Origin of the sequence: Aeromicrobium panaciterrae (genome assembly GCF_031457275.1) — a bacterium.
Classification (GTDB): Bacteria; Actinomycetota; Actinomycetes; order Propionibacteriales; family Nocardioidaceae; genus Aeromicrobium; species Aeromicrobium panaciterrae_A.
In genome coordinates this window covers 425,879-451,482 of the sequence record NZ_JAVDWH010000001.1, presented here as the reverse complement: position 1 = coordinate 451,482, position 25,604 = coordinate 425,879, and the positions used below count along the sequence as shown (strand labels likewise).

General features: G+C 64.7%; 28 protein-coding genes. 11 read left to right on the top strand and 17 right to left on the bottom strand.

All coding sequences use genetic code 11. From position 1 onward, the window contains the following. Window positions 1-45 precede the first annotated feature (45 nt). From J2X11_RS02290 to J2X11_RS02280, 3 genes are read left to right on the top strand one after another with little or no spacing between them, the layout of a single operon-like run. Window positions 46-543 carry a PaaI family thioesterase gene (locus J2X11_RS02290; RefSeq protein ID WP_309966256.1) on the top strand — a complete coding sequence of 166 codons (498 nt, stop codon included), beginning with the start codon at window positions 46-48 and terminating at the stop codon, window positions 541-543. Window positions 544-586: 43 nt separating this feature from the next. Further along, window positions 587-1,906: an ATP-dependent 6-phosphofructokinase gene (locus J2X11_RS02285; protein WP_309966253.1), complete on the top strand. Its 1,320-nt coding sequence runs from the start codon at window positions 587-589 to the stop codon at window positions 1,904-1,906. A gap of 43 nt (window positions 1,907-1,949) precedes the next feature. Beyond that, window positions 1,950-2,111 carry a hypothetical protein gene (locus tag J2X11_RS02280; protein WP_309966251.1) on the top strand — a complete coding sequence of 54 codons (162 nt, stop codon included), beginning with the start codon at window positions 1,950-1,952 and terminating at the stop codon, window positions 2,109-2,111. On the opposite strand, the gene J2X11_RS02275 is transcribed toward J2X11_RS02280, so the two are convergent. From J2X11_RS02275 to J2X11_RS02250, 6 genes are all read right to left on the bottom strand, one after another. Continuing rightward, window positions 2,085-2,843 (bottom strand): SDR family oxidoreductase, encoded by a 759-nt coding sequence (locus J2X11_RS02275; protein WP_309966249.1) that lies wholly within the window; start codon window positions 2,841-2,843, stop codon window positions 2,085-2,087. The two genes, J2X11_RS02280 and J2X11_RS02275, sit on opposite strands and share 27 nt — an antisense overlap. Before the next feature lies 1 nt (window position 2,844). Then, window positions 2,845-3,645, bottom strand: coding sequence for an SDR family NAD(P)-dependent oxidoreductase (locus tag J2X11_RS02270; protein WP_309966246.1), 801 nt, complete (start codon window positions 3,643-3,645; stop codon window positions 2,845-2,847). A 25-nt stretch (window positions 3,646-3,670) separates the two neighbouring features. After that, window positions 3,671-4,834 (bottom strand): hypothetical protein, encoded by a 1,164-nt coding sequence (locus tag J2X11_RS02265; protein ID WP_309966243.1) that lies wholly within the window; start codon window positions 4,832-4,834, stop codon window positions 3,671-3,673. Window positions 4,835-4,880: 46 nt separating this feature from the next. Next, a complete protein-coding gene (locus tag J2X11_RS02260; protein WP_309966239.1) occupies window positions 4,881-5,522 on the bottom strand; it encodes a histidine phosphatase family protein in 642 nt (213 codons plus the stop codon). A 75-nt stretch (window positions 5,523-5,597) separates the two neighbouring features. Next, window positions 5,598-6,242, bottom strand: a complete 645-nt coding sequence (locus J2X11_RS02255) for a fasciclin domain-containing protein (RefSeq protein WP_309966236.1) — start codon at window positions 6,240-6,242, stop codon at window positions 5,598-5,600. Between the two features lie 26 nt (window positions 6,243-6,268). Further along, a complete protein-coding gene (locus J2X11_RS02250; protein WP_309966233.1) occupies window positions 6,269-7,828 on the bottom strand; it encodes a molybdopterin-dependent oxidoreductase in 1,560 nt (519 codons plus the stop codon). Window positions 7,829-7,928: 100 nt separating this feature from the next. Between J2X11_RS02250 and J2X11_RS02245 the strand changes: the two genes are divergently transcribed. After that, a complete protein-coding gene (locus J2X11_RS02245) occupies window positions 7,929-9,356 on the top strand; it encodes a hypothetical protein (RefSeq protein WP_309966230.1) in 1,428 nt (475 codons plus the stop codon). Here J2X11_RS02245 and J2X11_RS02240 read toward each other — a convergent pair. Genes J2X11_RS02240 through J2X11_RS02230 form a run of 3 tightly spaced genes read right to left on the bottom strand, consistent with a single transcriptional unit; the run spans window position 9,353 to window position 11,642 of the window. Continuing rightward, a complete protein-coding gene (locus J2X11_RS02240) occupies window positions 9,353-10,024 on the bottom strand; it encodes a nitroreductase (RefSeq protein ID WP_309966227.1) in 672 nt (223 codons plus the stop codon). The genes J2X11_RS02245 and J2X11_RS02240 overlap by 4 nt on opposite strands. After that, window positions 10,021-10,776: an enoyl-CoA hydratase-related protein gene (locus J2X11_RS02235; RefSeq protein ID WP_309966224.1), complete on the bottom strand. Its 756-nt coding sequence runs from the start codon at window positions 10,774-10,776 to the stop codon at window positions 10,021-10,023. Before J2X11_RS02235 ends, J2X11_RS02240 begins: the two co-directional genes overlap by 4 nt. Beyond that, window positions 10,773-11,642 (bottom strand): alpha/beta fold hydrolase, encoded by an 870-nt coding sequence (locus J2X11_RS02230; RefSeq protein WP_309966221.1) that lies wholly within the window; start codon window positions 11,640-11,642, stop codon window positions 10,773-10,775. Before J2X11_RS02230 ends, J2X11_RS02235 begins: the two co-directional genes overlap by 4 nt. Window positions 11,643-11,671: 29 nt before the next feature. On the opposite strand from J2X11_RS02230, the gene J2X11_RS02225 reads away from it, so the two are divergent. From J2X11_RS02225 to J2X11_RS02205, 5 genes are all read left to right on the top strand, one after another. Further along, complete coding sequence (locus J2X11_RS02225; RefSeq protein ID WP_309966219.1) at window positions 11,672-12,565, top strand: SDR family oxidoreductase; 894 nt, start codon at window positions 11,672-11,674, stop codon at window positions 12,563-12,565. A gap of 80 nt (window positions 12,566-12,645) precedes the next feature. After that, complete coding sequence (locus J2X11_RS02220; RefSeq protein ID WP_309966216.1) at window positions 12,646-13,017, top strand: ArsR/SmtB family transcription factor; 372 nt, start codon at window positions 12,646-12,648, stop codon at window positions 13,015-13,017. Next, window positions 13,010-13,510, top strand: coding sequence for an SRPBCC family protein (locus J2X11_RS02215; protein ID WP_309966213.1), 501 nt, complete (start codon window positions 13,010-13,012; stop codon window positions 13,508-13,510). The genes J2X11_RS02220 and J2X11_RS02215 overlap by 8 nt, the downstream gene beginning before the upstream one ends. Continuing rightward, the gene (locus J2X11_RS02210) at window positions 13,507-13,968 is read left to right on the top strand and encodes a VOC family protein (RefSeq protein ID WP_309966210.1); all 462 of its coding nucleotides are present in this window, start codon (window positions 13,507-13,509) and stop codon (window positions 13,966-13,968) included. The genes J2X11_RS02215 and J2X11_RS02210 overlap by 4 nt, the downstream gene beginning before the upstream one ends. Window positions 13,969-14,019: 51 nt before the next feature. Then, window positions 14,020-15,492, top strand: a complete 1,473-nt coding sequence (locus tag J2X11_RS02205; RefSeq protein WP_309966207.1) for an SDR family oxidoreductase — start codon at window positions 14,020-14,022, stop codon at window positions 15,490-15,492. On the opposite strand, the gene J2X11_RS02200 is transcribed toward J2X11_RS02205, so the two are convergent. Genes J2X11_RS02200 through J2X11_RS02180 form a run of 5 tightly spaced genes read right to left on the bottom strand, consistent with a single transcriptional unit; the run spans window position 15,489 to window position 19,826 of the window. Continuing rightward, window positions 15,489-15,914, bottom strand: coding sequence for an OsmC family protein (locus J2X11_RS02200; protein WP_309966205.1), 426 nt, complete (start codon window positions 15,912-15,914; stop codon window positions 15,489-15,491). The two genes, J2X11_RS02205 and J2X11_RS02200, sit on opposite strands and share 4 nt — an antisense overlap. 9 nt (window positions 15,915-15,923) lie before the next feature. Continuing rightward, the gene (locus tag J2X11_RS02195) at window positions 15,924-16,742 is read right to left on the bottom strand and encodes an ABC transporter ATP-binding protein (RefSeq protein ID WP_309966201.1); all 819 of its coding nucleotides are present in this window, start codon (window positions 16,740-16,742) and stop codon (window positions 15,924-15,926) included. Then, on the bottom strand, window positions 16,739-17,782 hold the full coding sequence (locus J2X11_RS02190) for a FecCD family ABC transporter permease (protein ID WP_309966198.1): 1,044 nt from the start codon (window positions 17,780-17,782) through the stop codon (window positions 16,739-16,741). The genes J2X11_RS02195 and J2X11_RS02190 overlap by 4 nt, the downstream gene beginning before the upstream one ends. Beyond that, window positions 17,782-18,828, bottom strand: a complete 1,047-nt coding sequence (locus J2X11_RS02185; protein ID WP_309966194.1) for a FecCD family ABC transporter permease — start codon at window positions 18,826-18,828, stop codon at window positions 17,782-17,784. Before J2X11_RS02185 ends, J2X11_RS02190 begins: the two co-directional genes overlap by 1 nt. Then, window positions 18,825-19,826: an ABC transporter substrate-binding protein gene (locus J2X11_RS02180; RefSeq protein ID WP_309966191.1), complete on the bottom strand. Its 1,002-nt coding sequence runs from the start codon at window positions 19,824-19,826 to the stop codon at window positions 18,825-18,827. Before J2X11_RS02180 ends, J2X11_RS02185 begins: the two co-directional genes overlap by 4 nt. Before the next feature lie 127 nt (window positions 19,827-19,953). Here J2X11_RS02180 and J2X11_RS02175 point away from each other — a divergent pair, with 127 nt between their 5' ends. Beyond that, entirely contained in the window at window positions 19,954-20,322 is a 369-nt protein-coding gene (locus tag J2X11_RS02175) for a nuclear transport factor 2 family protein (protein ID WP_309966189.1), read from the top strand. A 60-nt stretch (window positions 20,323-20,382) separates the two neighbouring features. On the opposite strand, the gene J2X11_RS02170 is transcribed toward J2X11_RS02175, so the two are convergent. Together J2X11_RS02170 and J2X11_RS02165 are read right to left on the bottom strand one after the other, a co-directional pair. Next, the gene (locus J2X11_RS02170; RefSeq protein WP_309966188.1) at window positions 20,383-22,584 is read right to left on the bottom strand and encodes a 3-hydroxyacyl-CoA dehydrogenase NAD-binding domain-containing protein; all 2,202 of its coding nucleotides are present in this window, start codon (window positions 22,582-22,584) and stop codon (window positions 20,383-20,385) included. Between the two features lie 23 nt (window positions 22,585-22,607). Continuing rightward, on the bottom strand, window positions 22,608-23,819 hold the full coding sequence (locus tag J2X11_RS02165; RefSeq protein WP_309966185.1) for an acetyl-CoA C-acetyltransferase: 1,212 nt from the start codon (window positions 23,817-23,819) through the stop codon (window positions 22,608-22,610). A gap of 143 nt (window positions 23,820-23,962) precedes the next feature. Between J2X11_RS02165 and J2X11_RS02160 the strand changes: the two genes are divergently transcribed. Further along, window positions 23,963-24,679, top strand: a complete 717-nt coding sequence (locus J2X11_RS02160; protein ID WP_309966182.1) for a MerR family transcriptional regulator — start codon at window positions 23,963-23,965, stop codon at window positions 24,677-24,679. Here J2X11_RS02160 and J2X11_RS02155 read toward each other — a convergent pair. Then, the gene (locus J2X11_RS02155) at window positions 24,676-25,596 is read right to left on the bottom strand and encodes an alpha/beta fold hydrolase (RefSeq protein ID WP_309966180.1); all 921 of its coding nucleotides are present in this window, start codon (window positions 25,594-25,596) and stop codon (window positions 24,676-24,678) included. The two genes, J2X11_RS02160 and J2X11_RS02155, sit on opposite strands and share 4 nt — an antisense overlap. Window positions 25,597-25,604: the final 8 nt, after the last annotated feature.

Genomic DNA, 25,604 nt, shown 5'->3' with positions numbered 1-25,604 from the left:
ACTTAGATGCTACGCTCTTTTGGTCCGCACCGAAAGGGACCCGCCATGACCGAGCTCGAGCAGAAGTCCAAGACGATCACCTGGGTTGACCCGCACCCTCAGTTGGAAGCCGCCATGACGATGAGCGGACTCGACTATCTGCAGGCCATGATCGACGGCAAGCTCCCCGCGCCCCCGATCGCCAGCCACATCAACCTCGAGATCGCGAGCGTCGCTCCGGGCGAGGCCGTCATGGCCGCAACTCCTGATGAGTCGCACTACAACCCGATCGGCTCGGTGCACGGTGGCTTCTTCGCGACTCTGCTCGACTCGGTGTGTGGCTGCGCTGTGCAGACAACTTTGCCGGTCGGCACGGCGTACACGTCACTCGATCTGAACGTCAGCTTCCTGCGCGGCATCACCTCCGACACGGGACGGGTCGTCGCCCACGGCCGGGTCACCAAGCCGGGCTCGCGCGCAGCATTCGTGGAGGCCGACATACGCGATTCAGATGGCCGTCTGCTGGCCACGGCGACATCGACCTGCCTGATCTTCAAGCCCTGAAACCACTGACAAACATGAGGATTTCCTCATATAGGATTGACTCGTGGTCACCCTCGACGATCTCCAGGTCAGCTCACTAGGTCCGTGCACAGTCGATTCGCCATTGGCGCTGTACGTCGGTGGTCGCACGACCAACGAGTACTACGTCGGTGAACACGATCGGATCCTGTACGACGACACACTCGCGCTGATCGAGTCCCGCGGAGTCGGGCTGGAGAACCTGCCGACGTTCGAGTCGGGTGGGCCACGCGACAAGATCTTCTTCGACCCGGCCACCACCAAGGTCGGCGTCGTCACCTGCGGCGGACTGTGCCCCGGTCTCAACGACGTCATCCGCGCCATCGTCCTCGAGCTCCACACGCACTACGGCGTACGCAATGTCGTCGGCCTCCAGCACGGCTACGCCGGCTTTGTCCCTGAGCTCGGTCACGACATCGTTCCGCTGACACCTGAGTCGGTCGCACGCATCAACGAGCGCGGCGGCACGGTCCTCGGGACCTCGCGGGGAGCCCAGGATCCCGCCGTGATCGTCCACCGACTGGTCGAAGAGGGCATCAACGTCCTGATGGTGATCGGTGGCGACGGCTCGATGCGCGGCGCCCACAACATCGTGGTCGAGATCGAGCGTCGCGGACTCAAGATCGGCGTTGTCGGCGTACCCAAGACAATCGACAACGACATCCCGCACATCGGTCAGAGCTTCGGCTTCTCGACGGCCTTCGCGAAGGCAGCGGAGTCGATCAAGGCCGCACGCGTCGAGGTCGAGGCAGCCGTCGGCGGCATTGGCATCGTCAAGGTCATGGGTCGCCATGCTGGCTTCATCGCCTGCTACGCCGCACTCGCCAACCACGACGCCGACTTCGTCCTGATCCCCGAGGTCGACTTCTCGCTGGACGGTGACAACGGGCTGCTGGCCCTCCTCGAACGACGCGTCGCCGAGCGTGGCAGCGCCGTCATCGTGCTTGCCGAGGGAGCTGGGCAGCACCTGATTCCGGCAAGCGACCGTATGGATCCAAGTGGCAACACGGTGCTCGGCGACATCGCGCGCTACTTGCGCGAGCAGATCACCAAGCACTTCGCCAACGCCGACCAGCCGCTGACGATGCGCTACTTCAACCCCGGCTACGCGATCCGCTCTGTTCCAGCCGATGCGTCCGACTCGGTCTACTGCGCTCGCCTCGCCCAGACCGCCGTACACGCTGCGATGGCAGGCAGAACTGACCTCGTCGTCGGCCGGCGCCGCCATCGATTCGTCAACGTGCCGATCCCGTTCGTGACCCAGGGATCGCACAATGTCTCGCCCGAGGGCGATCTCTGGCTGAGCGTCCTCGAATCAACAGCGCAGCCGTTCTCGATTGCCTGACGGTTCCGCTGACCGAGACTGGGCCAGCCTTTAAAGTTGCTGCATGACCGAGTGGATCCTGATCATTGGCGGCGTCATCCTCGGGTTTGTGCTCGCCACCCATGCCGCCGGCGTCGGGTTCATCGCGAGCCGGGTGTTCATCTCCGGGCGCAAGAAGCTGAAGCAGTTCAGCCCTACTTCAGACCATCTTGCGCACGACGCCTAGTGGCGCGTGCTTCATGACCTTGCCGATCGGCGCCCACGGCCATGCCGGTACGGCGGCGTCGACGACCTCGGCCTCAATCTTCTTGACCAGCGCCTTGCAGCCCGTCTCAGTGTCGACCATCATCCGCGCTTCCTTCTGCACGGCCTCGTTCATCTCCGAGGCGATGTAGCCGGGGTAGAGCGTGGTGACCTTGATGTCGTGACCCTTGCGACCGATGAGGTCTGACCGAATGCCCTCGGCGAGCATCGCCACTGCGGCCTTCGTCGCCGCGTACGTGGTGAGGGCGGACGGCATTCCGCGCATTGCCGACATCGACGAGATGACCACCAGGTGGCCGGCCTTGCGCTCGTAGAAGTGCTCCATCGCTGCCTCGCACTGCGCCAGCGCTGCGATGAAGTTGGTCTCGGCCGTCTGCTTGTTGGCGTAGAACTTGCCGGTACCGACGCGTCCGCCCTTTCCGAGTCCCGCGTTGACGATGACTCGATCCAGGCCTCCCAGGTCGACGATGGCCTTCTTGAACACTGCGAAGACCTGGTCGTGGTCGTTGACGTCGAGCTCGTGCACCACGACTTCGATGCTCGGGTTGGCTTCAAGAAGCTCAGCCTTGAGGGCTTCGAGCCGATCCACTCGGCGTGCGGTCAGGGCGAGGTTGTGGCCCTTCGCGGCGAGAATGCGCGCCATGCCTTCGCCGAGGCCGGAGCTTGCACCCGTGATCAGAACGTTCTTGCGCATGTCAGTCCTTCTTCGCCATCTGGAATGAAGCCTTCTTCATCATCGAGTAGTACAGCGGACGCGCAAATCGTTTGGCCGCATAGGCCACCTTGCCGTCTCGGTCGGTGAGGATGATGTGGCGGTCCTTCTCGATACCTCGGATCACGCGCGCCGCGATCGTGTCGGCAGACAACTTGGCCTTGTCGATCAGCTTGGCTGCTGACTTGTTGGCCTGCTCATCCTTGCCACGTAGCGACTCCGTGAGATTGGTCTTGAAGAACGTCGGACAAATGACCGAGACCTTGACGCCGTACGGCTTGAGCTCATGGAAGAGGGACTCGCTGATCGCGACCACGCCCGCCTTGACGGCGACATACTCCGTCATCCGCGGGGGATGAATCAGTCCGGCGGCGGATGCGGTGTTGATGATGTGTCCGCTACCTTGTTCCTTCATCAGCGGCGTGAACGTACGGCAGCCGCGTGCGACACCAAGCAAGTTGATGTCGACGATCCACTGCCACTGATCCATCTCGGACAGCTCGATTCGACCGCCCGCTGCCACACCAGCGTTGTTGAACAGGTAGTCGAGGCCATCCCAGGTCTCGGTCACCCAGTCGCGGGCCTTCGCCCAATCGACGTCCTGGGTGACGTTGAGCGTCAGGTACGAGACGCCTTCGAGCCCTCGCAGGCTGTCAGGGATCTCCTCGTGAACGTCAGTGGCGAGCACGCGGGCTCCACGCTCAACGAACTGAAGGACCAGTGCGAGGCCGAGGCCCGAGGCGCCTCCAGTGATCAGGACGCGCGAGTTGGGGGCGATCTTCATATTCAGATACTAGCGGTATCCGAATCTAGACGGCTCCGTGCTTGTGATCGCAGAGGGTGACCTCGCCCTTCTTGACCGATCCCGCGGCAACGCCATCGAGAGCCGAGAACGGTCCACAGCGATGCGCCTCAATCCATACGTGGATCATCGGCACGGCCCCACCGATGCTCGATCCCGGCGGGCACGGCTGGCCGGGATTGATCAGTCCAACCACCTTGCCGTCGGCGAAGCACAGGTTGTCGTGGATGTGCCACTGGGTGAGCCGGCCACCCAGCTCGGGCACATCGTCGAGCGTGTCGCCCGGATTCATCATGAACATTGCCGAGACGAGCTTCTTCGGCGTCTGGGTCGTGTCGTAGACAAGCGACTCGGGATGGTCAGGATCGAGGATGTTGCCGTCCGACATGTTGTCGACGTTCATGTAGTGCTCAAACCCAGAGAATCCGTCGCCAATCGACTTGAAGCCCTGGGCCTCGAGCTTGCTGGCATCCGAGAATTGCGGGAGTCGGAGCAAGGTGATGGCAATGAGATTCTCCGCCGCAGCCTGCTGCTGGAGCGTCACGCCAGGCGTACCGCTGAGGTCAATCGGCAGAGCGGGGTCGTACGGCTTCGCCACGTTGCTGTGCGCATGGTCCTCGCTGCCAGCGTGGGAATGACCGCCGGTCGCGAGCATGCCCGGCACCGACAGCGCCGCGACGGCCAACGCGACTGTTGCGGTGACGAGCGGGTGTCGAATCAGTCGCGCCGTACCGAACGTCCTCAGATGCGCCATCGCGGCAAGCGCAGCAAGCGTCGCCAGAATCGCAGCCAGGGTGTCGGCCCGCTGAAGCGGTTCTGCGGTGTCGAGACCTTCGAATGGCAGTCCGACCGTCTTGGCGAGAATCCACCCGAGGACGGCGCCGACGTTCGCCATTGCGCCAAGGGTGAGCAGGCCCGGGCCAGGGCGCATGAGTGCGGAGACACCGACGCCGAGCTGGACGACGGCAGTGAGCGTGAAGATCAGGGCCGCTTGGCGATGCTCGCTGTGAGCACCGATCGCCGTCGCGTGGATCGCCCCCGCGGCGAGTGACGCCGCGGCCACAATCGCGAGCCAGCCAAACGAGCCGAGCTCCTTCAGAGGGCGAAGCGGGTGGTCGCTATCAGCAGCGCCGCCCGAAGTGCGCTGTTGAGGTTCAATGTCGACTGTCACGATGGTTCCTTGCTCCCTGAACCTTCGATGCTACGCGCGGAAAGGGTCAGCGGAAGGTGACCATGTCACGGGGCAGGTGCCCGTGCTCGTTGAAGGTCAGCAACCTCGGTCCGGACTGCCCAACGATGACCGTCGTCACGCTGGCATTGATGACGACATCGTTCACGCGCTGGAAAAGCGTGGCACCGCCGGTCATCAGGTGAGAAGCGACCAGCGCAATCGGCCCACCCGAGGTGAACACAGCTACTGATCGGCCGGAGCCGGCCTCCAGGACCGCGCGGTCAAAAGCCTTCATGACTCGCTCGACGAACTGCTGATAGCTCTCTCCAGCACCCTCGCCTCCAGCAATCCAGCCGTCCAGCGCCACGTTGAGCATGGCCTGGAAGGCCTTGGGGTCGGCGTCCATCGACGCAGGATCGTGAGCGCGGGCAATCGCGATGTGGTCGAACTCGTCCCAACCAGCGTCGACGTCATAGCCCTCGCCCTGCCCGCAGGCATCGATCACCGAGATCGCGGTCTGAGCGTGGCGCTTCATGGATCCGGCAACAGCCGTGGTGGGCGACCAGTCCGAGGCCTCCCACGAAATGCCGAGAGCGGTCGACTGCCTCTGCCCAAGCTCGGACAGCTGGTCGTAGTCGGCAGCGCCCCACGAAGCCTGGCCGTGGCGAATGAGGTGCACAGAACCCATGCGTCGGAGCCTACCGACGACGAACGGGCCGGCCCCCAAAGGGAGCCGGCCCGCACGGGTGTGAAGTGGTGTGGATCAGGCCGCAGGCGGCATGAGCACCGAGTCGATCAGGTAGACCGTGGCGTTGGCGGTCTTGACGCCACCGCAGATCACGCTGGCCTGGCCGCCGACCTTGATGTTGTCGCCGGAGCCGGTGACCTTGAGCTCAGCACCGTTGACAGTCTTGAGCGTTCCGTCGATGTCCTTCGGCAGGATGCGGCCGGGGATCACGTGGTACGTCAGGACGCTCTCGAGCGTCTTTGCGCCGGCGGGGGTGCCGAGGGTGGCAACCGTTGCCTTGTCGAGCTTGGCGAATGCCGTGTCGACAGGTGCGAACACGGTGAACTCTCCACCGTTGAGGGTGTCGACCAGGTCGACGTCGGGGTTGAGCTGACCGGAGACAGCTGCCACGAGGGTCTTGAGGAGCGGGTTGTTGCTGGCTGCAGTGGCAACCGGATCCTCGGACATGCCGCTGACGGAGCCCTTGCCCTCGGGGACGGCCTTGGCGTAGTCGGCGCAGCCCGGACCAACGAGGTCGGAAGCGACATCGTCCATCGGAGCAGCCGAGGTGGTGGTGTCTTCGGAGGCAGCCGGATCGCTGTCGCTCGAGCCGCACGCCGCGGTGAACAGGGACAGCGAGGCAACCGCCGCGATGGCGAAGCTCTTGGTGGTTGTACGCATTTCATTTCTCCTTGGGTTGGGTGGTGCTACTCGACGCGGAACTGGACGCTGTGCCAGCCGGTCGTCCCGTTCGGGCGAATACGCGCCCGCTCGGAAGTCTGGGTTTTGCCGTTCTTGTTGGTGGCGCGGATCGTCGCCTTGTGAGTGCCCTCAGTGGCGTCGTCCCACTGCCACATCCACTGACGCCAGGTTTCGAGGTTGTCTTCCGCCCCAAGAGTCGCGATCTCCCACGGACCGTCGTCGATCTTGATCTCCACCTGCTCGATCCCGACGGTCTGCGCCCAGGCGACGCCGCCGAGGCGGACCTTGTCGCGCGGGAAGCTCTGGAAGGACTTCGGAACGTCGATACGCGACGAGAACTTGATCGGCGCCTCCGCGGTGTAGTCGCGGGTGGTCCAGTAGCCCTTGAAGTCTGAGAAGCGAGTCACTTCGATGTCGACGAGCCACTTGGTCGCCGAGACGAATCCGTACAGGCCAGGTACGACCAGCCGCGCCGGGAACCCGTGCTCCAGGGGAAGCGGCTCGCCGTTCATCCCGATCGCGAGCATCGCGTTGCGCTCGTCCGTCACGACATCGAGTGGCGTACCAGCGGTCCAACGATCAGCGCTCGTGCTTTTGATCGCGTCGGCGCCGCTTTGGACTCCGGCCATCTCGAGCAGGTCCTTGGTCAGCACGCCGAGCCAGGCGGCGTTGCCGAGGTAGCGTCCGCCGACTTCGTTGGAGACGCAGGTGAGCGTGATGCGGTTCTCGACGAGTGGCATGTTCATGATGTCGCGGTACGAGAGGTTGAGCTCCTTGTCGACCATCCCGTGGATGCGGAGGTTCCAGCCCTCAGCCGGCACGTCGGGCACCCGCAGTGCGGTGTCGACGCGGTAGAAGTCGCGGTTGGGCGTGACGAACGGGGTGATGCCCTTCAGGTCGAGCTGGACGCCGGCAGGAATCGGCGGTGCAGCGATCGCAGCTCCCGGGAGGCGGATTCCGGCTCGCGAAGCGGCCGCTGCTGCGCTGCCGTAGACCCGGCCGACAACGCCACCGACAACGACCAGCGCCGAAGCGCCGAGCGCCACCTTCAGGAACTTGCGGCGATCGAACCCGGCCGGAAGCGACTCGAGCTTGCGGTTCAGCTGGGTGAGCGTGCCAAGCAGGACGATGAGCACGGCCAGGCTGACAGCAAGTGTCAGCACAGAAGGAATGAGGGTGAGGGCGCGGCTCGCGGTGGTCGTGCGGTCAATCGCCGCTGCTGCAACAGCGATGACGCCGATCAGTGCAACCGCACCAACGGCCAAGCGCGGCTTGCTGCGACCGATGACTCCGGCCACCATCGCGAGGATCGCCAAGGTGACAACGACGCCACCGATGAGAATCGGCTTGTCCGCGGTGCCGAACTGCTTGACGGCGAACTCTTTGAGGAAGGGAGGCGCGTAGTCAATCGCGCGGTTGCCGACCGATTCGATCGGGGACGGAACGCCTTGCAGCAACGCCGCAACACCCGTTCCGACAGCAACACCGGACGCGGCGGCGAGGAATCCGGCGACGGCTCCGGCCCACCAGGGTGCCGCGGTACGAGCCGGCGTCGTTGTGTTCATGTGACTGATTCGCCACGCTCGCACCCGCGGATTGGTCGTCTTCGAAAATATTCAGGATCCTGACTCGTGAGTAACCAAATTTGGCTCCTACTCTGGCGACATGAGCGCATTTGAGGGAGTCACATTCGAGTCCGAGAGCACGTCGTCGGCCGCCCGAACGATCATCGGAGACGCGCTGCGAAAGGCCGACCCGGTCGGATCGCGCGCCGTCGAAAACGAGACCAACTGGCGACGCAACTATCTGGCGCACTTCCGCCGCGCGCTCGAGGCGGGCATTGGCGAGGCACCCGCCGCCCACTCGATCGCGGCCGATGGATTGCGCAGCGCGCACGAGCACATGCGATTTGGTGACGGGTCGCTCGACGACGCAATCCCGAACACCCCGCTGTCGCAGGTCTTCCACACCCAGACCATCAAGGGGGACGCCGAGATCGAAACCGAGCTGACGCTTCCGTACCGCGGCGAACGACTGCGCGGCAAGGCGCTGCTCGACCAGCTCGACGACTGGGTGAGCCGCGGCATCATCACGCACTCCTGCTCTGAAGCCGTACAGACCGTGATCGACAATCCCGAGTGGATGAGGCTCGAGGGCGACACCATGGTCGTGCTCGGGGCCGGCGCGGAGATGGGCCCCTACCGCGCGCTGATGCGCTGGGGCGCAACCTGCGTTGCGCTAGATCTGCCTCGCGAAGATGTGCAGTCACGGATCAGCGAGTACGCCGCCGAATCGGCCGGCCGACTCCATGTACCAGCGCGCATTGTGACCAACGGTGGTGCCGACGTCGGTGCCGATCTGATCACCGAGCTCCCGGCAGTCGCTGAATGGCTCGACCACATCGACGGTCGCCTGGTGCTCGGCAACTATTGCTACGCAGATGGGGCGACCCACGTACGTGTGTCGATGGCCGCCGATGCGCTCGCAACTCATCTCCTTCAGAACCGACCCGACACCGCGCTGGCGTTCCTCGCAACACCGACTGACGTCTTCGCCGTACCGGCCGAGGAGGTCGAGGTGGCCAATGCGGCCTACGCCTCGCGGAGTGTCTCGAAGGTGCTGCGAACGCCGCTGCGTCTGGCGAGCGGCGGACGGCTGCTGCAGCGCAACTACCCGCCCGGTGCAGACCCCGGCATCTGCGATGCGTTGGTGCCGCAGCAAGGACCCAACTACGCGCTCGCCAAGCGCCTACAGCGCTGGCGCGCGACGACGGCTCGGAACGAGGGCACCACGGTGTCGCTCAATGTCGCGCCGGCAACTCGTACGCGATCGGTCGTCAAGAACAAGGCGCTCGCGGCGGCATATGCCGGCGCGCACCGCTTCGGCGTCGAGGTCTTCGACCCCGCGACGAGCAACACGTTGATGGCAGCGCTGCTGGTCCATGACCTTCGAGCCGGCTCCGAACAGCAAGCCGAACCGTGGCTCGACGAGGCCAACAATGCAGCGCACGGCGGACTGTGGACGTCCGCCTATCACCCACGCAGCGCCTTGGGCCTCGCCGCCGTTCTCGGCATTGGAGCCCTCAGGGGCTAATCAACGAAGACGGCTGCTTCAGGGATCGCCGCTCGGCGAGACGTGAAGTTGGCCGACGGGTGCTCGCGGTCCGGGTAACCGAAGGAGATCGCGCACACGACCTTGCGAGTCTCGGGCAGATCGAACCAGTCGCGGAGGAACTGCGAGCGCATCGCCAGCGCAGCCTGGGCACACGTCCCGAGGCCGAGCGCTTCGGCTGCTAGCAGGAACGAGTCGACATACAGTCCGCAGTCGACTGCCCCGTAAACGCCGAGGTCGGCTTCCGTCGTGATGATCGCCGCATGTGGGGCGCCGAAGAACTCGTAATTGCGCAGCATCTCGCGTGCCGATGCCTCGCGGTCTCCGCGGGTCACCCCAACGGCTTCATACAGCTGCCAACCGACGTCCTTGCGACGCTCGTCGTAGACGCCGGTGTACGCGGCTGGGAAGTCGAAGTCCGTGCCGTAGCCGTCGGGCGACTCGAGCAACGCTTCACGAAGCTTGGTCGTTGCCTCGCCCGAGGTGATCACGACGTGCCAGGGCTGGGTGTTGCACCACGACGCCGTACGTTGGGCGGCGGCGAGGAGCTGCTCGATGACCTCGCGCGGAACCTGCTCATCGGTGAATCCGCGACAGCTTCGGCGACTGGTCAGCAGGCGGTCGAGCACCTCGAAATCAGTCGTCATCATGCTCCCGTGAATGCTGCGGGGCGCTTCTCGAGGAACGCCGAGCCGCCCTCGAACGCGTCCTTGGTCGAGAACAGGGCGACCTGGCCCTCGAGCTCAGCATCGAGAGCGGCGTCGAGCCTCGGCAGCGTGTTGGCCGTGATGACCTTCTTCATGGCCGACAACGCCTTGGTCGGTCCACGGCCGATCTTGCCGACGAGCGTCGCGAACTCGGCGTCATAGTCCTCGTCATCGAGCGACTTGTAGATCAGGCCGATCTGGGCCGCCTCGTCAGCAGGCAGCTTCTCGCCCAGCATTGCCATGCGGTTGGCGCGGGCACGACCGACGGAGGCCGCAACGAGTTCGGTGGCACCGCCGTCAGGCATGAGACCGATGTTGACGAAGGCGAGCAGGAAGTAGCCCGAGCTCTTGGCCAAGGTGATGTCAGCGGCGATCGCGATAGAGCAACCGACGCCAGCAGCGATTCCGTTGACCGCGCTGATGACGGGCAAAGGCGAACGGGTCATCGCCCGTACGAGACGGTTGGCGCCATCAAGGGTTGCCGACCCGTCGAAGTCAGCACCCAGCGCGGCGCCAGAACTGAAGGCGCGACCGGTCCCGGTGATCACTACGAGGCGGGTTTCCGACGGTGCTTCCTCAATCGATGCAGCGGCTGCGTTGAGCATCTCGGCCGTGAGGGCATTGAGCCGGTCGGGCTCATTCCAGGTGATCGTCAAGACACCATCAACGGTGTCGATGAGCACTGAGTCACTCATGTGTTCCTCCATTGGCCGAGCAGAGTCTGGAGCACCGCGATGAGCGCTACCGGTTGGTCGAGCATGATGTGGTGCCCCGCGTCGGGGATCAGCGTGACAGGCACGTGTCCACCGAGCCGTTCGGCGACGAGGTCGGTGATGTCGGTTGTGGCCATGCCACGTTCGCCGCGGATCAACGCGACCTCGCAATCGATCGCCGCGAGCTCCTCCGGCTCCATACGTGAGCTGAGGAAGATGTGCGGATCGAACTTCCAGGTCCAGCGGCCGTCGATCTCGACGACCGAGCCTTCGGCGATGTGGTCCTTGACGTACGTCAGCGTCGAGGTGTCCTCCGGCAGGGTCCTGAACCGGCTGAGGATCGTCTCGCGATCGGGATAGAACTTGTTGCCCGGTATGTCGCCGTGCCCACCCTCGGCGATCCACGCCTTGGCCTCCGCCGACAGCTCGCGCACCGGAGAGTCGATCGCCGCAACACCGCGCAATGCGCGTCCGTAGTCGCGGCCAGCCGTGAGCGCGACGAAACCACCCATGCTGTGCCCGAACACGATCGGTGCCTCGTCGGACTCGGCAGCGGCGGCGGACACCACCTCGGTCGCCCAGGTCGAGAGCGCGTAGGACTCACGACGGTCGCTGTCGCCATGTCCGGAGAGGTCGATCGCGATCACGCGATGGTCGGCGGCAAGGAACGGCGCCGTCGTATCCCACCAGCCGGCGTGTGCAGCTCCGCCATGCACCAGAACGACCGGGGCGGCTCCACTCTTGCCCCAGGCGCGGTAGGTGATGCGTGCGCCGTCGACGTCGAGCTCGCGACTCTCGTACGGCTGGGCCAGTGCGTGACTGAACCAGTCAGGATGCTGCTCGCTCATTGCGCGACCTTTCTCACTTACCGTCAGTATTGACTGTAAGTGATGCTCGCGGCAAGATCGAAGCCATGTCCCTTGCAGGCAAGACGATCATCATGTCCGGCGGAAGCCGCGGAATTGGCGAGGCAATCGCCGTACGCGCTGCGAAAGATGGCGCCAACGTCGCCCTCCTCGCGAAGACCACAGAACCTCACCCCAAGCTGCCCGGCACCATCTATACCGCGGCCGCAGCAATCGAAGCCGCCGGCGGAAAGGCACTCCCGCTCGTCGGCGACGTACGCGACGATGCCTTCGTCGCGGAGGCCATCGCGAAGACTGCCGAGGAGTTCGGCGGCATCGACATTGTGGTCAACAACGCCAGCGCCATCGATCTGTCGAAGACCGAAGACGTGACGATGAAGAAGTACGACCTGATGAACGACATCAACGCGCGTGGCTCCTTCCTGCTGTCGAAGCTGTCGATCGAGTGGCTCAAGCAGTCCGAGAACCCGCACATCCTGACGCTCTCGCCGCCGATCAGCCTCGACCCGAAGTGGTTCACCGTGCACACGGCGTACACGATGGCGAAGTACGGCATGAGCCTCGTGACCCTGGGTCTCAGCGTCGAGCTCGCCGAGTACGGCATTGCCGCCAACTCGCTGTGGCCGCGCACTGCGATCGACACCGCAGCAGTCCGCAATGTCGTCGGCGCAGAGCTCGTCAGTCACTCACGGACGCCAGCCATCATGGCCGACGCCGCCTACGAGATCTTGATCAAGCCGAGCCGCGAATACACGGGCCAGTTCCTGATCGATGACGACGTTCTCGAGGACGCCGGAGTCACCGACTTCTCGATCTATCTCAACGGTGGCACCGAGGAGCAGCTCGCCCTCGACTTCTGGGTTGAGCCCAAGGGGCCGCACGACCCGTCGCTCAAGATGCACTAAGACCTCCCTCGTAGGGCCGCGCAAAACTCCTTTGGACTCGTACTTGACGTGTTAGTTAATTAACGAGTATGTTAAGCGGCATGGCAACTGATCAGCTCAGCAGGGTCTTCTCGGCACTCGCCGATCCGACCCGACGCGACATCCTGGCTCGACTCGGAGAGGGCGACGCAACCGTCACCGAGCTCGCCGCACCGTTCCCCATCAGCCTTCCGGCCATCTCTCGGCACCTCAAGGTGCTCGAGGGTGCCGGCCTGATCGCTCGCGACCGACAGGCGCAGTGGCGTACGAGCAGCCTGCGAGCCGAGCCTCTGAAGGAGGCGACGACCTGGATGGAGCACCTGAGCCATCTGTGGGACGACCGCTTCGACCGTCTCGACGCCCACTTGGCATCCATGAAGCAAGCACTGCAGGACACCGAAGACACCAACAAGGAAGAGAACACCGATGACTGAACAAACGTATGAGGTCAAGATCTCGCGCTACTTCGACGCGCCCCCTGCCCTCGTCTTTCGCGCGTTCACCGACCGCGAGCAGCTCTCGCAATGGTTCGGGCCATTGATGTTCACGGTTCCGGTCGACACCGTCTCCATCGACGCGAAGGTTGGCGGCCACTGGCGCATCACGATGGTCGGCAAGGACAACCCCGAGTGGCGCGCGCCCATCGACGCGACATTCACCGAGGTCGTCGAGAACCGACTGCTCGTTGGCTACGAGCTGGCCCAAGGATTCCCCGGCCTCGCCGATGGCACCCGTATGACGCTCTCGATCGAGTTCATCCCCGAGGGCGAAGGCACTCGGCTCGAGCTCAGCCAGGGCCCCATGCCCCAGGAGATGCAGGAGAACGCGACGGTCGGCTGGATCCAGTCGCTCTACAAGCTCGACGCCCTGCTGGCCACGCCAGCACACCTACGCAACAGCCCCACCAATGAAGGAGAGACATCATGACAACCGTTACCCCGTTCCTCTGGTTCAACGACAACGCCGGCGAAGCCATCGAGCGCTATCAGAAGGTCTTCCCGGACACCGAGATCGTCGATGAGTCCCGCATGCCCGACGGCACCTTCTTCATCGCAACCATTCGCCTTCAGGGCCAGGAGCTCGTCCTGATGAACGGAGGGCCTTCTCACCAGCTGACGGAAGCGTTCTCGCTCTCGGTCGGCGTGGAGACCCAGCAAGAGGTCGACGAGATCTCCGACGCTCTGATCGAGGGCGGCGGATACCAGGATTCCTGCGGCTGGCTCAAGGACGCCTTCGGACTGTCGTGGCAGGTCGTACCGTCAATCCTCGGCAAGCTCATGAGTGATCCGGATCCCGAAAAGGCCGGTCGAACTCAGGCGGCGATGATGCAGATGAAGCGCCTCAGCGTGCAGGGACTGCAGGACGCATACGACGGCAAGGCCTAAGTCACACCGTTTCAACTCGCGGGTCGTGCACATCTCACCAACAGTGGAGGGATGAGCCCGACCCGCAGCCTTATCACCGGAGCCACCGGCTACGTCGGTGGCCGACTCGTGCCCGAGCTCGTGACGGCAGGCCATCACGTACGCGTGATGGTCCGCGACGAGCCCAAGGCTCAGGCCCACGCCTGGTCGAGCGATGTCGAGATCGTGCAGGGTGACGCGTCCGAGGCCGTCGACGTACGCGGGGCACTGCTCGGTGTCGACGTCGCGTACTACCTGCTCCACTCGATCGGCACCGGCGGAGACTTCGGCGACACCGAGCGCGAAATGGCCCAGACCTTCGCGGACGAGGCGCAACGAGCGGGCGTCAACCGCATCGTCTACCTCGGCGGCATGATCCCCGAGGGTGAGGAACTGTCGGAGCACCTGGAGTCCCGCAAGCAGGTCGGTGACGTGCTCCTCGGCTCCGGGGTGCCAACGGCCGTCCTGCAGGCTGGCGTCATCATCGGCTCAGGGTCGGCGTCGTTCGAGATGCTGCGCTACCTCACCGAGCGCCTGCCGGTGATGGTCACACCCAAGTGGGTGCACACGCGCATACAGCCGATCGCGATCCGCGACGTGCTGCGCTACCTCGTTGACTGCGCCGAGCTGCCCGGCGACGTCAACCGGCGCTTCGACATCGGTGGTCCTGATGTCCTGACGTACTTCGACATGATGCAGCGGTACGCAGCCGTTGCCGGCCTGCCCAAGCGCCGCGTCCTTCCTGTGCCGGTACTGTCCCCCGGGCTGTCGAGCCACTGGGTCGGCATCATCACCCCAGTCCCGGCAAGCCTGGCTCGCCCGCTCGTCGAGTCGCTGCGCAACGAAGTCGTTGCTGCCGAGCACGACATCACGACGTACGTGCCTGACCCGCCCGAGGGACTGATCGGCTTCGACCGTTCCGTCGAGCTGGCGTTGACGAAGATCCAGAACCTCGACGTACCCACTTCATGGTCGTCAGCTGCGACGGCGGGTGCACCCGCGGAGGGCTTGCCCACTGATCCTGACTGGGCCGGCGGCTCGCTCTACAAGGACGACCGCACTCGTGAGGTCGCCGCCAGCCCCGAGCACCTCTGGCAGGTCATCGAAGGGATCGGCGGTCGCAACGGCTGGTACTCGTGGCGGCTCGCCTGGTGGGTGCGCGGCGTGCTCGACCGCATGGTGGGTGGACCCGGACTGCGCCGAGGACGGCGCAGTCCGCGGGATCTCGTGGTCGGCGACGCGCTCGACTTCTGGCGGGTCGAAGAGACCGACGACCGCTCCTTCGTACGTCTTCGAGCCGAGATGAAGGTCCCCGGGCTGGCGTGGCTGGAGCTGCAGGTCGGCTCGACCGATGGCGGCACCACGACGTTCCACCACCGGGCGCTCTTCCACCCACGCGGGCTGTTCGGCCATCTCTACTGGTGGTCGATCCTGCCGTTCCATGGAATCATCTTCGGCTCGATGCAACGCAACATCGCCAAGGCAGCGGAGGCTCTCGAGGCCTAGTCGGCGATGACCGACTCGACTGGAGTGCCGACGACAACTGTGCGGGTGACCGTGCAGAGGCGATCGTGCGACTGAGCAACTGCTCGAGGCAGGATCTCCTTCGCATGGTCGCCCTCGGCACCTCCGGGGAACGTCAGGTCGAAGGTCAGCCTGATGTCGGTGAGGCGGTTCCCGAGGTCGTCTCGGATCTTGTCGGCCCGGATCGAGAGATCGAACGATGACGGCTCGACTCGCTTGCCGACCAGGTAGTCCACGTCGATCGCGCTGCATCCCGCGATGGCCACGAGCAGCAGCTCGACCGGAGTGAAGTCGGCATCGTTTCCCTCGCCGAAGTCGAGCGTCCCGCCACGTACGTTGGTGGCCCTGAACGCCGCTTTGCCAGTGCGGCTCAGCTCGACAGATCGTTCGGTGTCAGCAGTCATACCTCGACGCTAGCGCGTCAGGGCTGATGCGGCTCGCGCGTGGTGACGACCTCGCGGGACCACCATCGGCGTACCGCTGACCGGGTCCGGTACGACTTCGCAATCCAGGCCGTAGACCGTTGTGATGACCTCCGCCGTCACGACCTCGCTCGGCACACCCTCCGCGATGATCGCGCCTTCCTTCATCGCAATGATGCGATCGGCGTAGCGGCACGCGAGATTGAGATCGTGCAGCACGATCACAATCGTCTTGCCTGAGAGCCGGTTGAGGTCGGTCAATAGATCGAGCAACTCGACCTGGTGGTTGATGTCGAGGAACGTCGTCGGCTCGTCGAGCAGCAGCAGGTCGGTGTCCTGCGCGAGCGCCATTGCGACCCACACCCGCTGGCGCTGGCCGCCAGAGAGCTCCGAGATGTTGCGATCTGCGAGCTCGGCGGTACCTGTTGCCTCGAGCGCCTCGATGACCGCGTCATCGTCGGCTGTCGTCCACCTCCGGAACCAGCCCTGGTGCGGATAGCGGCCGCGACCGACCAGGTCGCTGACGGTGATGCCATCCGGGGCGACCGGCGACTGCGGCAGCAAGCCGAGCACCTTGGCCACGTCGATGCTTCGCAGGTCGTGTACCGACTTGCCATCGAGGATGACGTCACCGCCTCGTGGCTTGAGCAGGCGCGCGAGTCCGCGCAGGAGGGTGGACTTGCCGCACGCATTGGCGCCGACGATGACGGTGATGCGCTCGGCGAGGATGTCGACGTCGAGATTGTGCACAATGTCGACATCGGCATAGCCCAGCGACAGGTTGCTGCCACGCAGCTCGTGACTGGTCATCCGCCACGTCCTTCCTTGTTGACGGTGACGAGGAGCCAGATCAGGTATGGCGCCCCGATCACGCCCGTGATGACACCAGTGGGGAGGTCGACCGGCAAGAGCTGGTGCGACACGAGATCTGCGCCGAGCGTGATGATGGCGCCTACGCAGCCGGCGGCCAGGATTCCGCCGGCAGCTTGGCCAACCAGTCGCTGGGCTATGGGTCCGGCAATGAGTGCAACGAACATGATCGGTCCGGCGACGGCGACAGCGAAGCCGATCAGGACGATCGCGGCGCCGATCAGGCCCAGTCTGTGGAGCTCGACCCGTGCACCGAGCGCCTTGGCGGTGTCGTCGCCGAGCTCCAGCGCCCGAAGCGGACGCTCCAGCGCGAGAATCAGCGGCACGAGGATGACCAGAGCGACTACCAACGTACGAAGTTCGCCCGAACCGGCCTGGCCGACAGTGCCAACGAGCCAGGTCATCGCTTCACGCGCCTCGTGGATGCTGGCGTGCGACACGATGTAGCCGACGAGCGAGATCATCAGCTGAGAGACGCCGATGCCAATCAGGATGAAGCGATAGCCCGTGATCCCGTCGCGCCACGCGAGAAGGTAAATCAGCGCGGAGCTCAACAAGGCGCCAAAGAGTGCGGATCCCGAGATGAGGGTGCTGCTCGCGTTGAACAGCACGATCGCCGAGACTGCGAAGAGGCTCGCACCTGACGAGATCCCGACGAAGTCCGGGGAAGCCAACGGGTTGCCGAGCACCCGCTGGAACAGGTGGCCCGAGATGCCGAGCGCGATTCCCACCGCGAGACCGGCAATCGCGGTCGGGAGGCGCAGATCGCGGACGATGAAGTCGACTGACGGATCGTCCCGTACGTGGAGCATCGACGCGAGGACGTCGGGAGCCGACACTGCATAGCTGCCCAGCATCATCGTGAGCACGAAAAGGACGAACGCGACGGCCGCCAGCAATACCGTCACAAAGTACGCGCGACGGTTGCGGGTGGCACGGCTGGAACGTTCGCGCTGAGGGGTAGCGAGAGTCTGAGTCATCACAGCTCCGCCAAGTTGCGGTACCGGACGAGAGCAATGAACGCGGGGGCGCCCAGCACTCCGAGGACGACTCCGACCTGGAGCTCGCCGGGCGACACGACGACGCGGCCGATGATGTCAGCGATCAGAAGCACGGCCGGAGTGAGGATCATCGAGTACGGGAGGATCCAGCGGTAGTCCGGACCGCACAGCATCCGGGCCACGTGCGGCACGACCAGTCCCACGAAGACAATCGGCCCGCATGCTGCTGTCGCTGCACCGCACAGGATCGCCACGATGACGAACATCATGATGCGGCTGAGGCGTACGCGTTGACCCAACGCCTCAGCCAGGTCGTCTCCAAGGGCTAGACCGTTGAGCGCTCGACCGGTGGTGAGTGCCATGACGATGCCCACTGCAATGAATGGTGCCGTCTGCTCGAGCACCGAGAAGTAGCGACCGGCCAGCGACCCGACCTGCCAGAACCGCAGCTCGTTGAGCGCGTCGATGTTGGTCATCACGATCCCCGAGGTGATCGATGTCAGCACCGCGGTCACGGCCGCCCCGGCGAGCGCCAGCTTGATCGGTGTTGCCCCTTCACGACCGAATGAGGCGATCGCGTAGACCGCCACCGTGGCGAAGGCGGCTCCCGCGAAGGCGAACCAGACGTACACACCGATGCTCTGAGCACCCAGCACCATGATGCTGAAAACGATGAACACGGCGGCACCTGCGTTGATGCCCATGATCCCGGGATCGGCGAGCGGATTGCGCGTGACGCCCTGCAGGATCGCACCGCTCAGGCCGAGCGCCGCACCCGCGAAGATTCCTATCAGCGTTCGGGGCACTCGAATTTCGCGAATCACCGTCTCGGACGCAGAGTTCGGATCGAAGTCCAGGAATGCCTTGACGATCGTCGTCGGCCCCACCCCGCGCGCGCCCAGCGTGATGCTGAAGAAGCAGACGACGGCAAGCACTCCGACGAGGATCGCGAGGCCCACGGCGAGGCCGGCCGTGGGGCGTGCCCCAGGGCCGGCTTCAACCGTGCTGCGATCAATCACACTCATGCGAGGTCGGCGTCAGCCTTCTCGATGGCTGTGGTCAGCTGCGTGAGCTGCGCGGCGTACTCGCCATAGGTGTGCATCCAGTAGGCGGGCCACGGAACGTACGCCTTGGCTTTGGCGGCCTTGATGGTGTTCCACGTCGGCTGCTTCTCGCCCGTCTTGAGAGTCGAGTCGTAGGCACGGTCGTCAACCAGCAGGAGGTCCGGCTGGTACTTGTCGGCCTTCTCCCAGCTGAGGTTCTCCCAGTACGGGAAGCCCTTGTCGGGGTTGTCCGGGTTGATGACGTCGAGTCCCCAGCGCTGGAAGTCGAGCAGCTCCGGTGCGTACTTCGGATTGGCGACGTACAGCACGTCGTCCGCCGGCGAGACAGCCAGCACGGACAGACCGGGCTTGGCGGCAACAGCCTTCTTGAAGGCCGCAAGGGAAGTCTCGAATGCCTTCTTGTCGGCCGCGATCTTCGGATCGTCGACGTCGGCGCCGAGGGACTCAGCGAGCTTCTCGTAGCCCTCCGCGAGTGCCTCGATGGAATCGCCCTGAGCAACACCGACTACCGGTGCCAGGTTGGCGAGCTTCCTGCTGCTTGCCTTCACACCCTCTTCGAGGCCGCTGTATGCCTTCTCGGCCGGCCACCAGTCGGCCACGATCAGATCGGGGTTGAGGGTCGCAGCCTTCTCCACATCGATCTCGCCCCAGGCTTCGCCCAGGATCGTGATGCCCTTGAGGTCAAGGTTCTTGAGGTTGGCATCGTCCTCGACGGGGGTGTTGGCGTAAATGCCAACCGGCCGGATGCCGAACGAGATGAGTGCGGCAGCTTCGGCGCCGCTGGCGATGATGCGCTTGGGGGTGGTGTCGAGCTTGACGGTCTTGCCGTCGCCCGACGTGAAGGACCACGGACCTCCGCTGGAGTCATCATCTGAGGCTGTCGAACCGCAGGCTGCCATGGAGCCGGCCAGGAGGAGCGCGCCGAAAGCGGCAACGGCGCGGCGGCTGAATTGGGACACAGAACTACCCTTCGTTGGTGATGTACGAAGGTCAGCCTAACTTAGGTATGCCTACCCTTGCGCCTCGAATACGTCACACCCTCCCCACCGAGGTCGTACGCTCGATCCAACGACCCCGGAGGCTCTCGTGACTCACACACCCGGCTGGAAGCTCGCGAATGCCGTTGCCGACCACGACGAGGCAACGCTGTTGACCTTGTTCGCACCAGACGTCAGCTTCAAGGGCCTGACGCCGGGTCGCGTGTGGGAGGCCGACGACGCTGTCGGAGCCGTCGACATCATGCTCGGCAACTGGTTCGAGGCGCATGATCACATCGATGAGATCGTGACTCTCGAGGACGGCGACATGGTCGCAGACACCGCTCGAGTCTCCTATCGCTTCAACATGACGACGCCGGACGGACCCCGAACGGCCGAGCAACAGGTGTTCTATCGAACTGAAGGCGAGCAGATCACCTACGCCCGCGTGCTGTGCTCAGGCTTCCGTCCGCTCTGACACCAGACGCACAAGGACCCGCGAGCTGAGCTCGCGGGTCCTTCTGTCTGTTTCATATGCTCAGGCGAACTTCTCGCCGTTCTTGGCCTTGTCGAGCAGCAGAGCCGGCGGCTCGAAGCGCTCGCCGTACTTCGCGGAAAGCTCCTGAGCGCGCTCGGTGAACACCTCGACACCGATGCGACCGTCCGGTGCCTCGTAGCCGTTGATGTACTGCAGTGCGCCACCCAGCAGCGGCGGGAAGCCGATGCCGAAGATCGAGCCGATGTTGGCGTCGGCCACCGTGCGCAGCACGTTCTCTTCGAGGCAGCGAACCGTGTCCAGCGACATCACGAAGACCAAGCGGTCCTTGAGGTCCTGGAAGTCAGGCTGCTCTGCGGCGACCGGGAACTTCTCGGCCAGCCCGGGCCACAGGCCCGTACGCTTGCCGGCCTCGTCGTACTCAAAGAAGCCCTTGCCGACGAGACGGCTGGAGCGGCCGAGGTCGATCATCGTGTCGATGACGGTCTCAGCGGGCAGCGTGTCCCAGGTGCCGCCTTCTTCCTCAACGGCCTTCTGCGAGGCGACGCGGATCTTCTTCATCAGCTCGAGGTTGAGCTCGTCGCTGAGCTGCAGCGGTCCGGTCGGGTAGCCCGACTGGGTCGCAGCGCGGTCGATCGAGACCGGGCTGATGCCCTCGGTCAGCATGCCGAGGCCCTCGTTGACGAACTGACCGATGACACGGCTGGTGAAGAAGCCGCGGCTGTCGTTGACGACGATCGGTGTCTTCTTGATGGCCTGGACGTAGTCGAGTGCGTGAGCAATCGTCTTGTCGTTGGTCTTGGCACCGGCGATGATCTCGACCAGCGGCATCTTGTCGACCGGCGAGAAGAAGTGGATGCCGATGAAGTCCTCGGGACGCTGCACACCCTCGGCGAGGCCGGTGATCGGCAGCGTCGAGGTGTTCGATCCCAGGAGCGCGTCGGCGTTGACGATCGGCTCGAGCTCGGCGAACACCGAGTGCTTGAGCTCGACCGACTCGAAGACGGCTTCCACGACGATGTCGCAGCCCTTGAGGTCCGCGTAGTCGGCAGTCGGCGTGATCAGGGCGAGGAACGCGTCCTTCTTCTCCTGCGTGATGCGCCCCTTCGCGAGCTGCTTGTCGAGGAGCTTCTCGCTGTACGACTTGCCCTTCTCGGCGGCTTCGAGGCTGACGTCCTTGAGGACGACCTCCATGCCAGCCTTGGCGGACACGTACGCGATGCCAGCGCCCATCATGCCGGCGCCGAGGACGGCGACCTTGGTGAACTTCTTGCGCTCGATGCCCTCGGGGCGCGAGCCGCCCGCGTTGATCGAGTTGAGATCGAAGAAGAACGCCTGTGTCATGTTCTTGAACTGCTGACCGACGACGAGCTCTACGAGGTAGCGCGACTCGATGCGGCTGGCCGTGTCGAAGTCGACCGAGGCGCCTTCGATGGCCGCGCTCAGGATGGCCTTCGGCGCGCGGTAGTCAGCACCCTTGACCTGCTTGCGCAGGTTGGCCGGGAAGGCCGGCAGGTTGGCAGCGAACGCCGGAGTCTTGGGCGATCCGCCGGGCATTTTGTAGCCCTTGCGGTCCCACGGCTGGCTGGCTGCTTCCTCGTTGTCGACGTTGGCCTCGATCCAAGCCTTGGCTGCCGGGATGAGCTCATCCTCCGTCGCGACGACCTCGTCGATCAGGCCGGTCTCCTTGGCCTGTGCCGGCTTGAAACGCGTGCCCTCCAGAACAACCTTGAGGAGGGCATCGGCGATACCGAGCATGCGGACCGTACGGGTCACGCCGCCACCGCCCGGCAGGAGGCCGAGAGACGACTCGGGGAGGCCGATGTCGTAACGACCGTCAGCGGCAATGCGGTGGTGGCAGGCGAGAGCGATCTCGAGTCCACCTCCGAGGGCAGCGCCGTTGATGGCTGCGACCACAGGCTTGCCGCTCAACTCGAGCTTGCGGAGCGTGGCCTTGATGCTCTCGACGTTCTCGAAGATGTCTTCGGCATCCTCGGGCTTCGCCTGGGTCATGAGCTTCAGGTCGCCGCCGGCGAAGAAGGTCTTCTTGGCGGAGGAGACGATGACACCCTTGACCGACTCCGGCTTGGCAGCAATGTCTGCCAGGAGCTGGTCGACGGCCTTGGCCATGCCCTCGCGGTAGGCCGGGGTCATGGTGTTGGCGCTCTGGTTGGGGTCGTCGAGGATCAGGTTGGCGAATCCATCGGCGAGCTCATAGCGGACTGCGTCAGTTGTGCTTGTCATGTGTATGGAGTCCTTGTCCGGTTTCAGATGCGTTCGACGATGGTGGCGATGCCCATGCCGCCGCCGACGCAGAGAGTGGCGAGGCCGTAGCGCTGGTCACGGCGCTCGAGCTCGTCGATGAGGGTGCCGAGGATCATGGCACCGGTCGCACCGAGCGGGTGGCCCATCGCGATGGCGCCACCGTTGACGTTGGTCTTCTCGTGCGGGAAGTCGAGGTCACGCATGAGGCGCATCGCCACCGCTGCAAAGGCCTCGTTGATCTCGAGCAGGTCGATGTCGTCGACCGTCAAGCCGGCCTTGTCGAGCGCCTTGCGGCAGGCGGGAGCCGGACCGGTCAGCATGATCGTCGGGTCGGCGCCCGAGACGGCAGCCGACACGATGCGAGCACGAGGGGTGAGGCCGTGGCGCTTGCCAGCAGCCTCGCTGCCGATCGCGACGAGTGCGGCGCCATCGACGATGCCCGACGAGTTGCCGGCGTGGTGGACGTGGTTGATGCGCTCGATGTCGTGGTACTGCTCGAGCGCGACCGAGTCGAAGCCGCCCATCTCACCGATGCCGGCGAACGAGGCGGGCAGACCGGCAAGGCTCTCGACTGTCGTGCCTTCGCGTACGAACTCGTCGTGGTCGAGGATCGTCAGGCCGTTCTCGTCCTTGACGGGAATCACTGACTTGGCGAAGTAGCCGTTGGCGATCGCCTTGGCGGCACGCGCCTGCGACTCGGCGGCGAACGTGTCGACGTCGGTACGGCTCCAGCCCTCGATCGTGGCAATGAGGTCGGCGCCAATGCCTTGAGGCACGAAGGACGTGTCGAACGCTGTACGCGGGTCCATCGCCCACGCGCCACCGTCGGAGCCCATCGGCACGCGGCTCATCGACTCGACACCACCGGCGAAGATCAGATCTTCCCAGCCGGAGCGGATACGGCCGGCGGCCTGGTTGACGGCCTCGAGGCCGGAGGCGCAGAAGCGGTTGAGCTGGACGCCGGCGACAGTGTCGGGCAGACCGGCGTTCAGCGCTGCGGTCTTGGCGATGTCACCGCCCTGGTCGGCAACGGGCGAGACGACGCCGAGTACGACGTCATCGACGCCATTCGGGTCGAGAGTCGGGTTGCGCTTCTGGATCTCATCGATCAGGCCGGTGATCAGCGTGATCGGCTTGACCTCGTGGAGTGATCCGGTCTTCTTGCCGCGACCACGCGGGGTGCGGATGGCGTCGTAGACGTATGCCTCAGTCATGAATGTGTCCTCGCAGTGAGAAAGGTGACTCGTCACAGTGTTCTTACTTAGTCAGCGGGTGACGTAAGAACGATTGTGACACCAACACTGTCATTGTCCAACCGTCGGGGGTTGTGGTGCTAGTCACGGATAGTCTCAGCCCTATGAATCCGGCACCGGTCGAGACCCTGAGCGTTGAACAGCTCGCCTCGCGCGTCGGGATGACCGTACGCACGGTGCGCTTTTACGCCGGCCGCGGACTCATACCGCCGCCACGCCGCGAAGGCCGCAACGGCTACTACGGACCCGACCACCTCGCGCGCCTCGAGCTCGTACGCGAGCTGCAGGCCCACGGATTCACACTGTCGGCGATCGAGGGCTATCTCGAGAACATCCCGAGCGATGCGACTCCCGAGCAGGTCGCTCTGCACCGCACTTTGCTCGCGCCGTGGATGCCCGATCTGCCCGAGACGGTCACCCGTCCCGAGCTGCTGAAGCGCACCGGCCGCGAACTGTCCGACGACGATCTCGAGCTGCTGGTCGCCTTGGGCGTGATCGAGCCGACCCCGGTTGAGGACGTCTTCCAGGTCGCACCGGCCCACCTCGCCGTCGGCGTTCAGTTCCTCGACGTCGGACTGCCAACCGAGGCTGCGCTGGCCGCACGGCGCATCATCACCGAGCACGGTCAGGCGATGGCGACCGAGCTCACCGAGCTTTTCCGTACGACGGTCTGGCCGCACCTGAAGTCATCGGGTCAGCCACCCGAGGCGATCACCACGATGATCGAGCGGTTCAAGCCGTTGACGATCGCAGCCCTCGTGACGGCATACGAAACTGCCGTCGACGAGGCCAAGCGCGAGACGATCCGCAGAAGGTCTTAGTTGGCAGCCAGGCGCGCGCTGCGTGGGCCCAGAGCCATCAGCGTGCTCAGCGCCTCAGCGGCCGCTCCCATGCCTCCGAGGTGAGACTCGCCATCTATCGTGGCGAACGTGGCGTTCGATAGTCGCTCGGAACAATGCACACCGTGGCGGTGGGGAATGATGTGGTCCGCGTTGCCATGCCACCACCGCACCGGGACCGTGACGTCAGCGAGGTCGAATCCCCAGTGCCGGTTGAACAAGATGATGTCGGCGAGTGGCGCACCCACTTGGAACCGCGCCCCGTTCAGTAGATCGTCAAGAAACATCGCCTTGAACTCGGGGCGAGCAAGGAGTTCCTTGTCGCCGCGCGGCTGCACGGCCCCGTATGCGTCCAACGCCAATCCACCGAGCGGACGGATGATCCTGATGCCCGCGGCCAGAAGATAGCTGAGCGGCACCCTGGTAGCTCTCATCACCGGAGCAGCAAACGGAGCGAGCGCAGGCAGCCCGCCACCAATGGCGTCGTTGCCCACCCGCGGCGCAACGCCGCCGAGTACGCCGACCCCATGCACCCGTTCGGGCATCGCCGCCCCTGCCGCGAGGGCATACGGTCCGCCTCCGGAGAGGCCGATGATGCGCAAGGTATCGATGCCCAAGTGATCAGCCAGCAACGACAGATCGCCAGTCCAGTCGAGCACGTTGTCGTACAGGTGGGGCGTTGAGGTTCCAATGCCCGGCCTGTCGATTCCGATGATTCGGACGTCGCGCTCCAAGGCAAAGCGTCTGGCCTCGAGCGGAACCTGTCGGCGTGCGCCAGGCGTGCCGTGCATCCATATGATGGCGGCGCCTCGAGGCGTACCGAACTCAGCGAACGAAAGTCGCCTGCCATCGCGGACGGCAACAGAGCCTTCGAGCAGTGGGCGCTCTACGTCAGACATGCCCACAG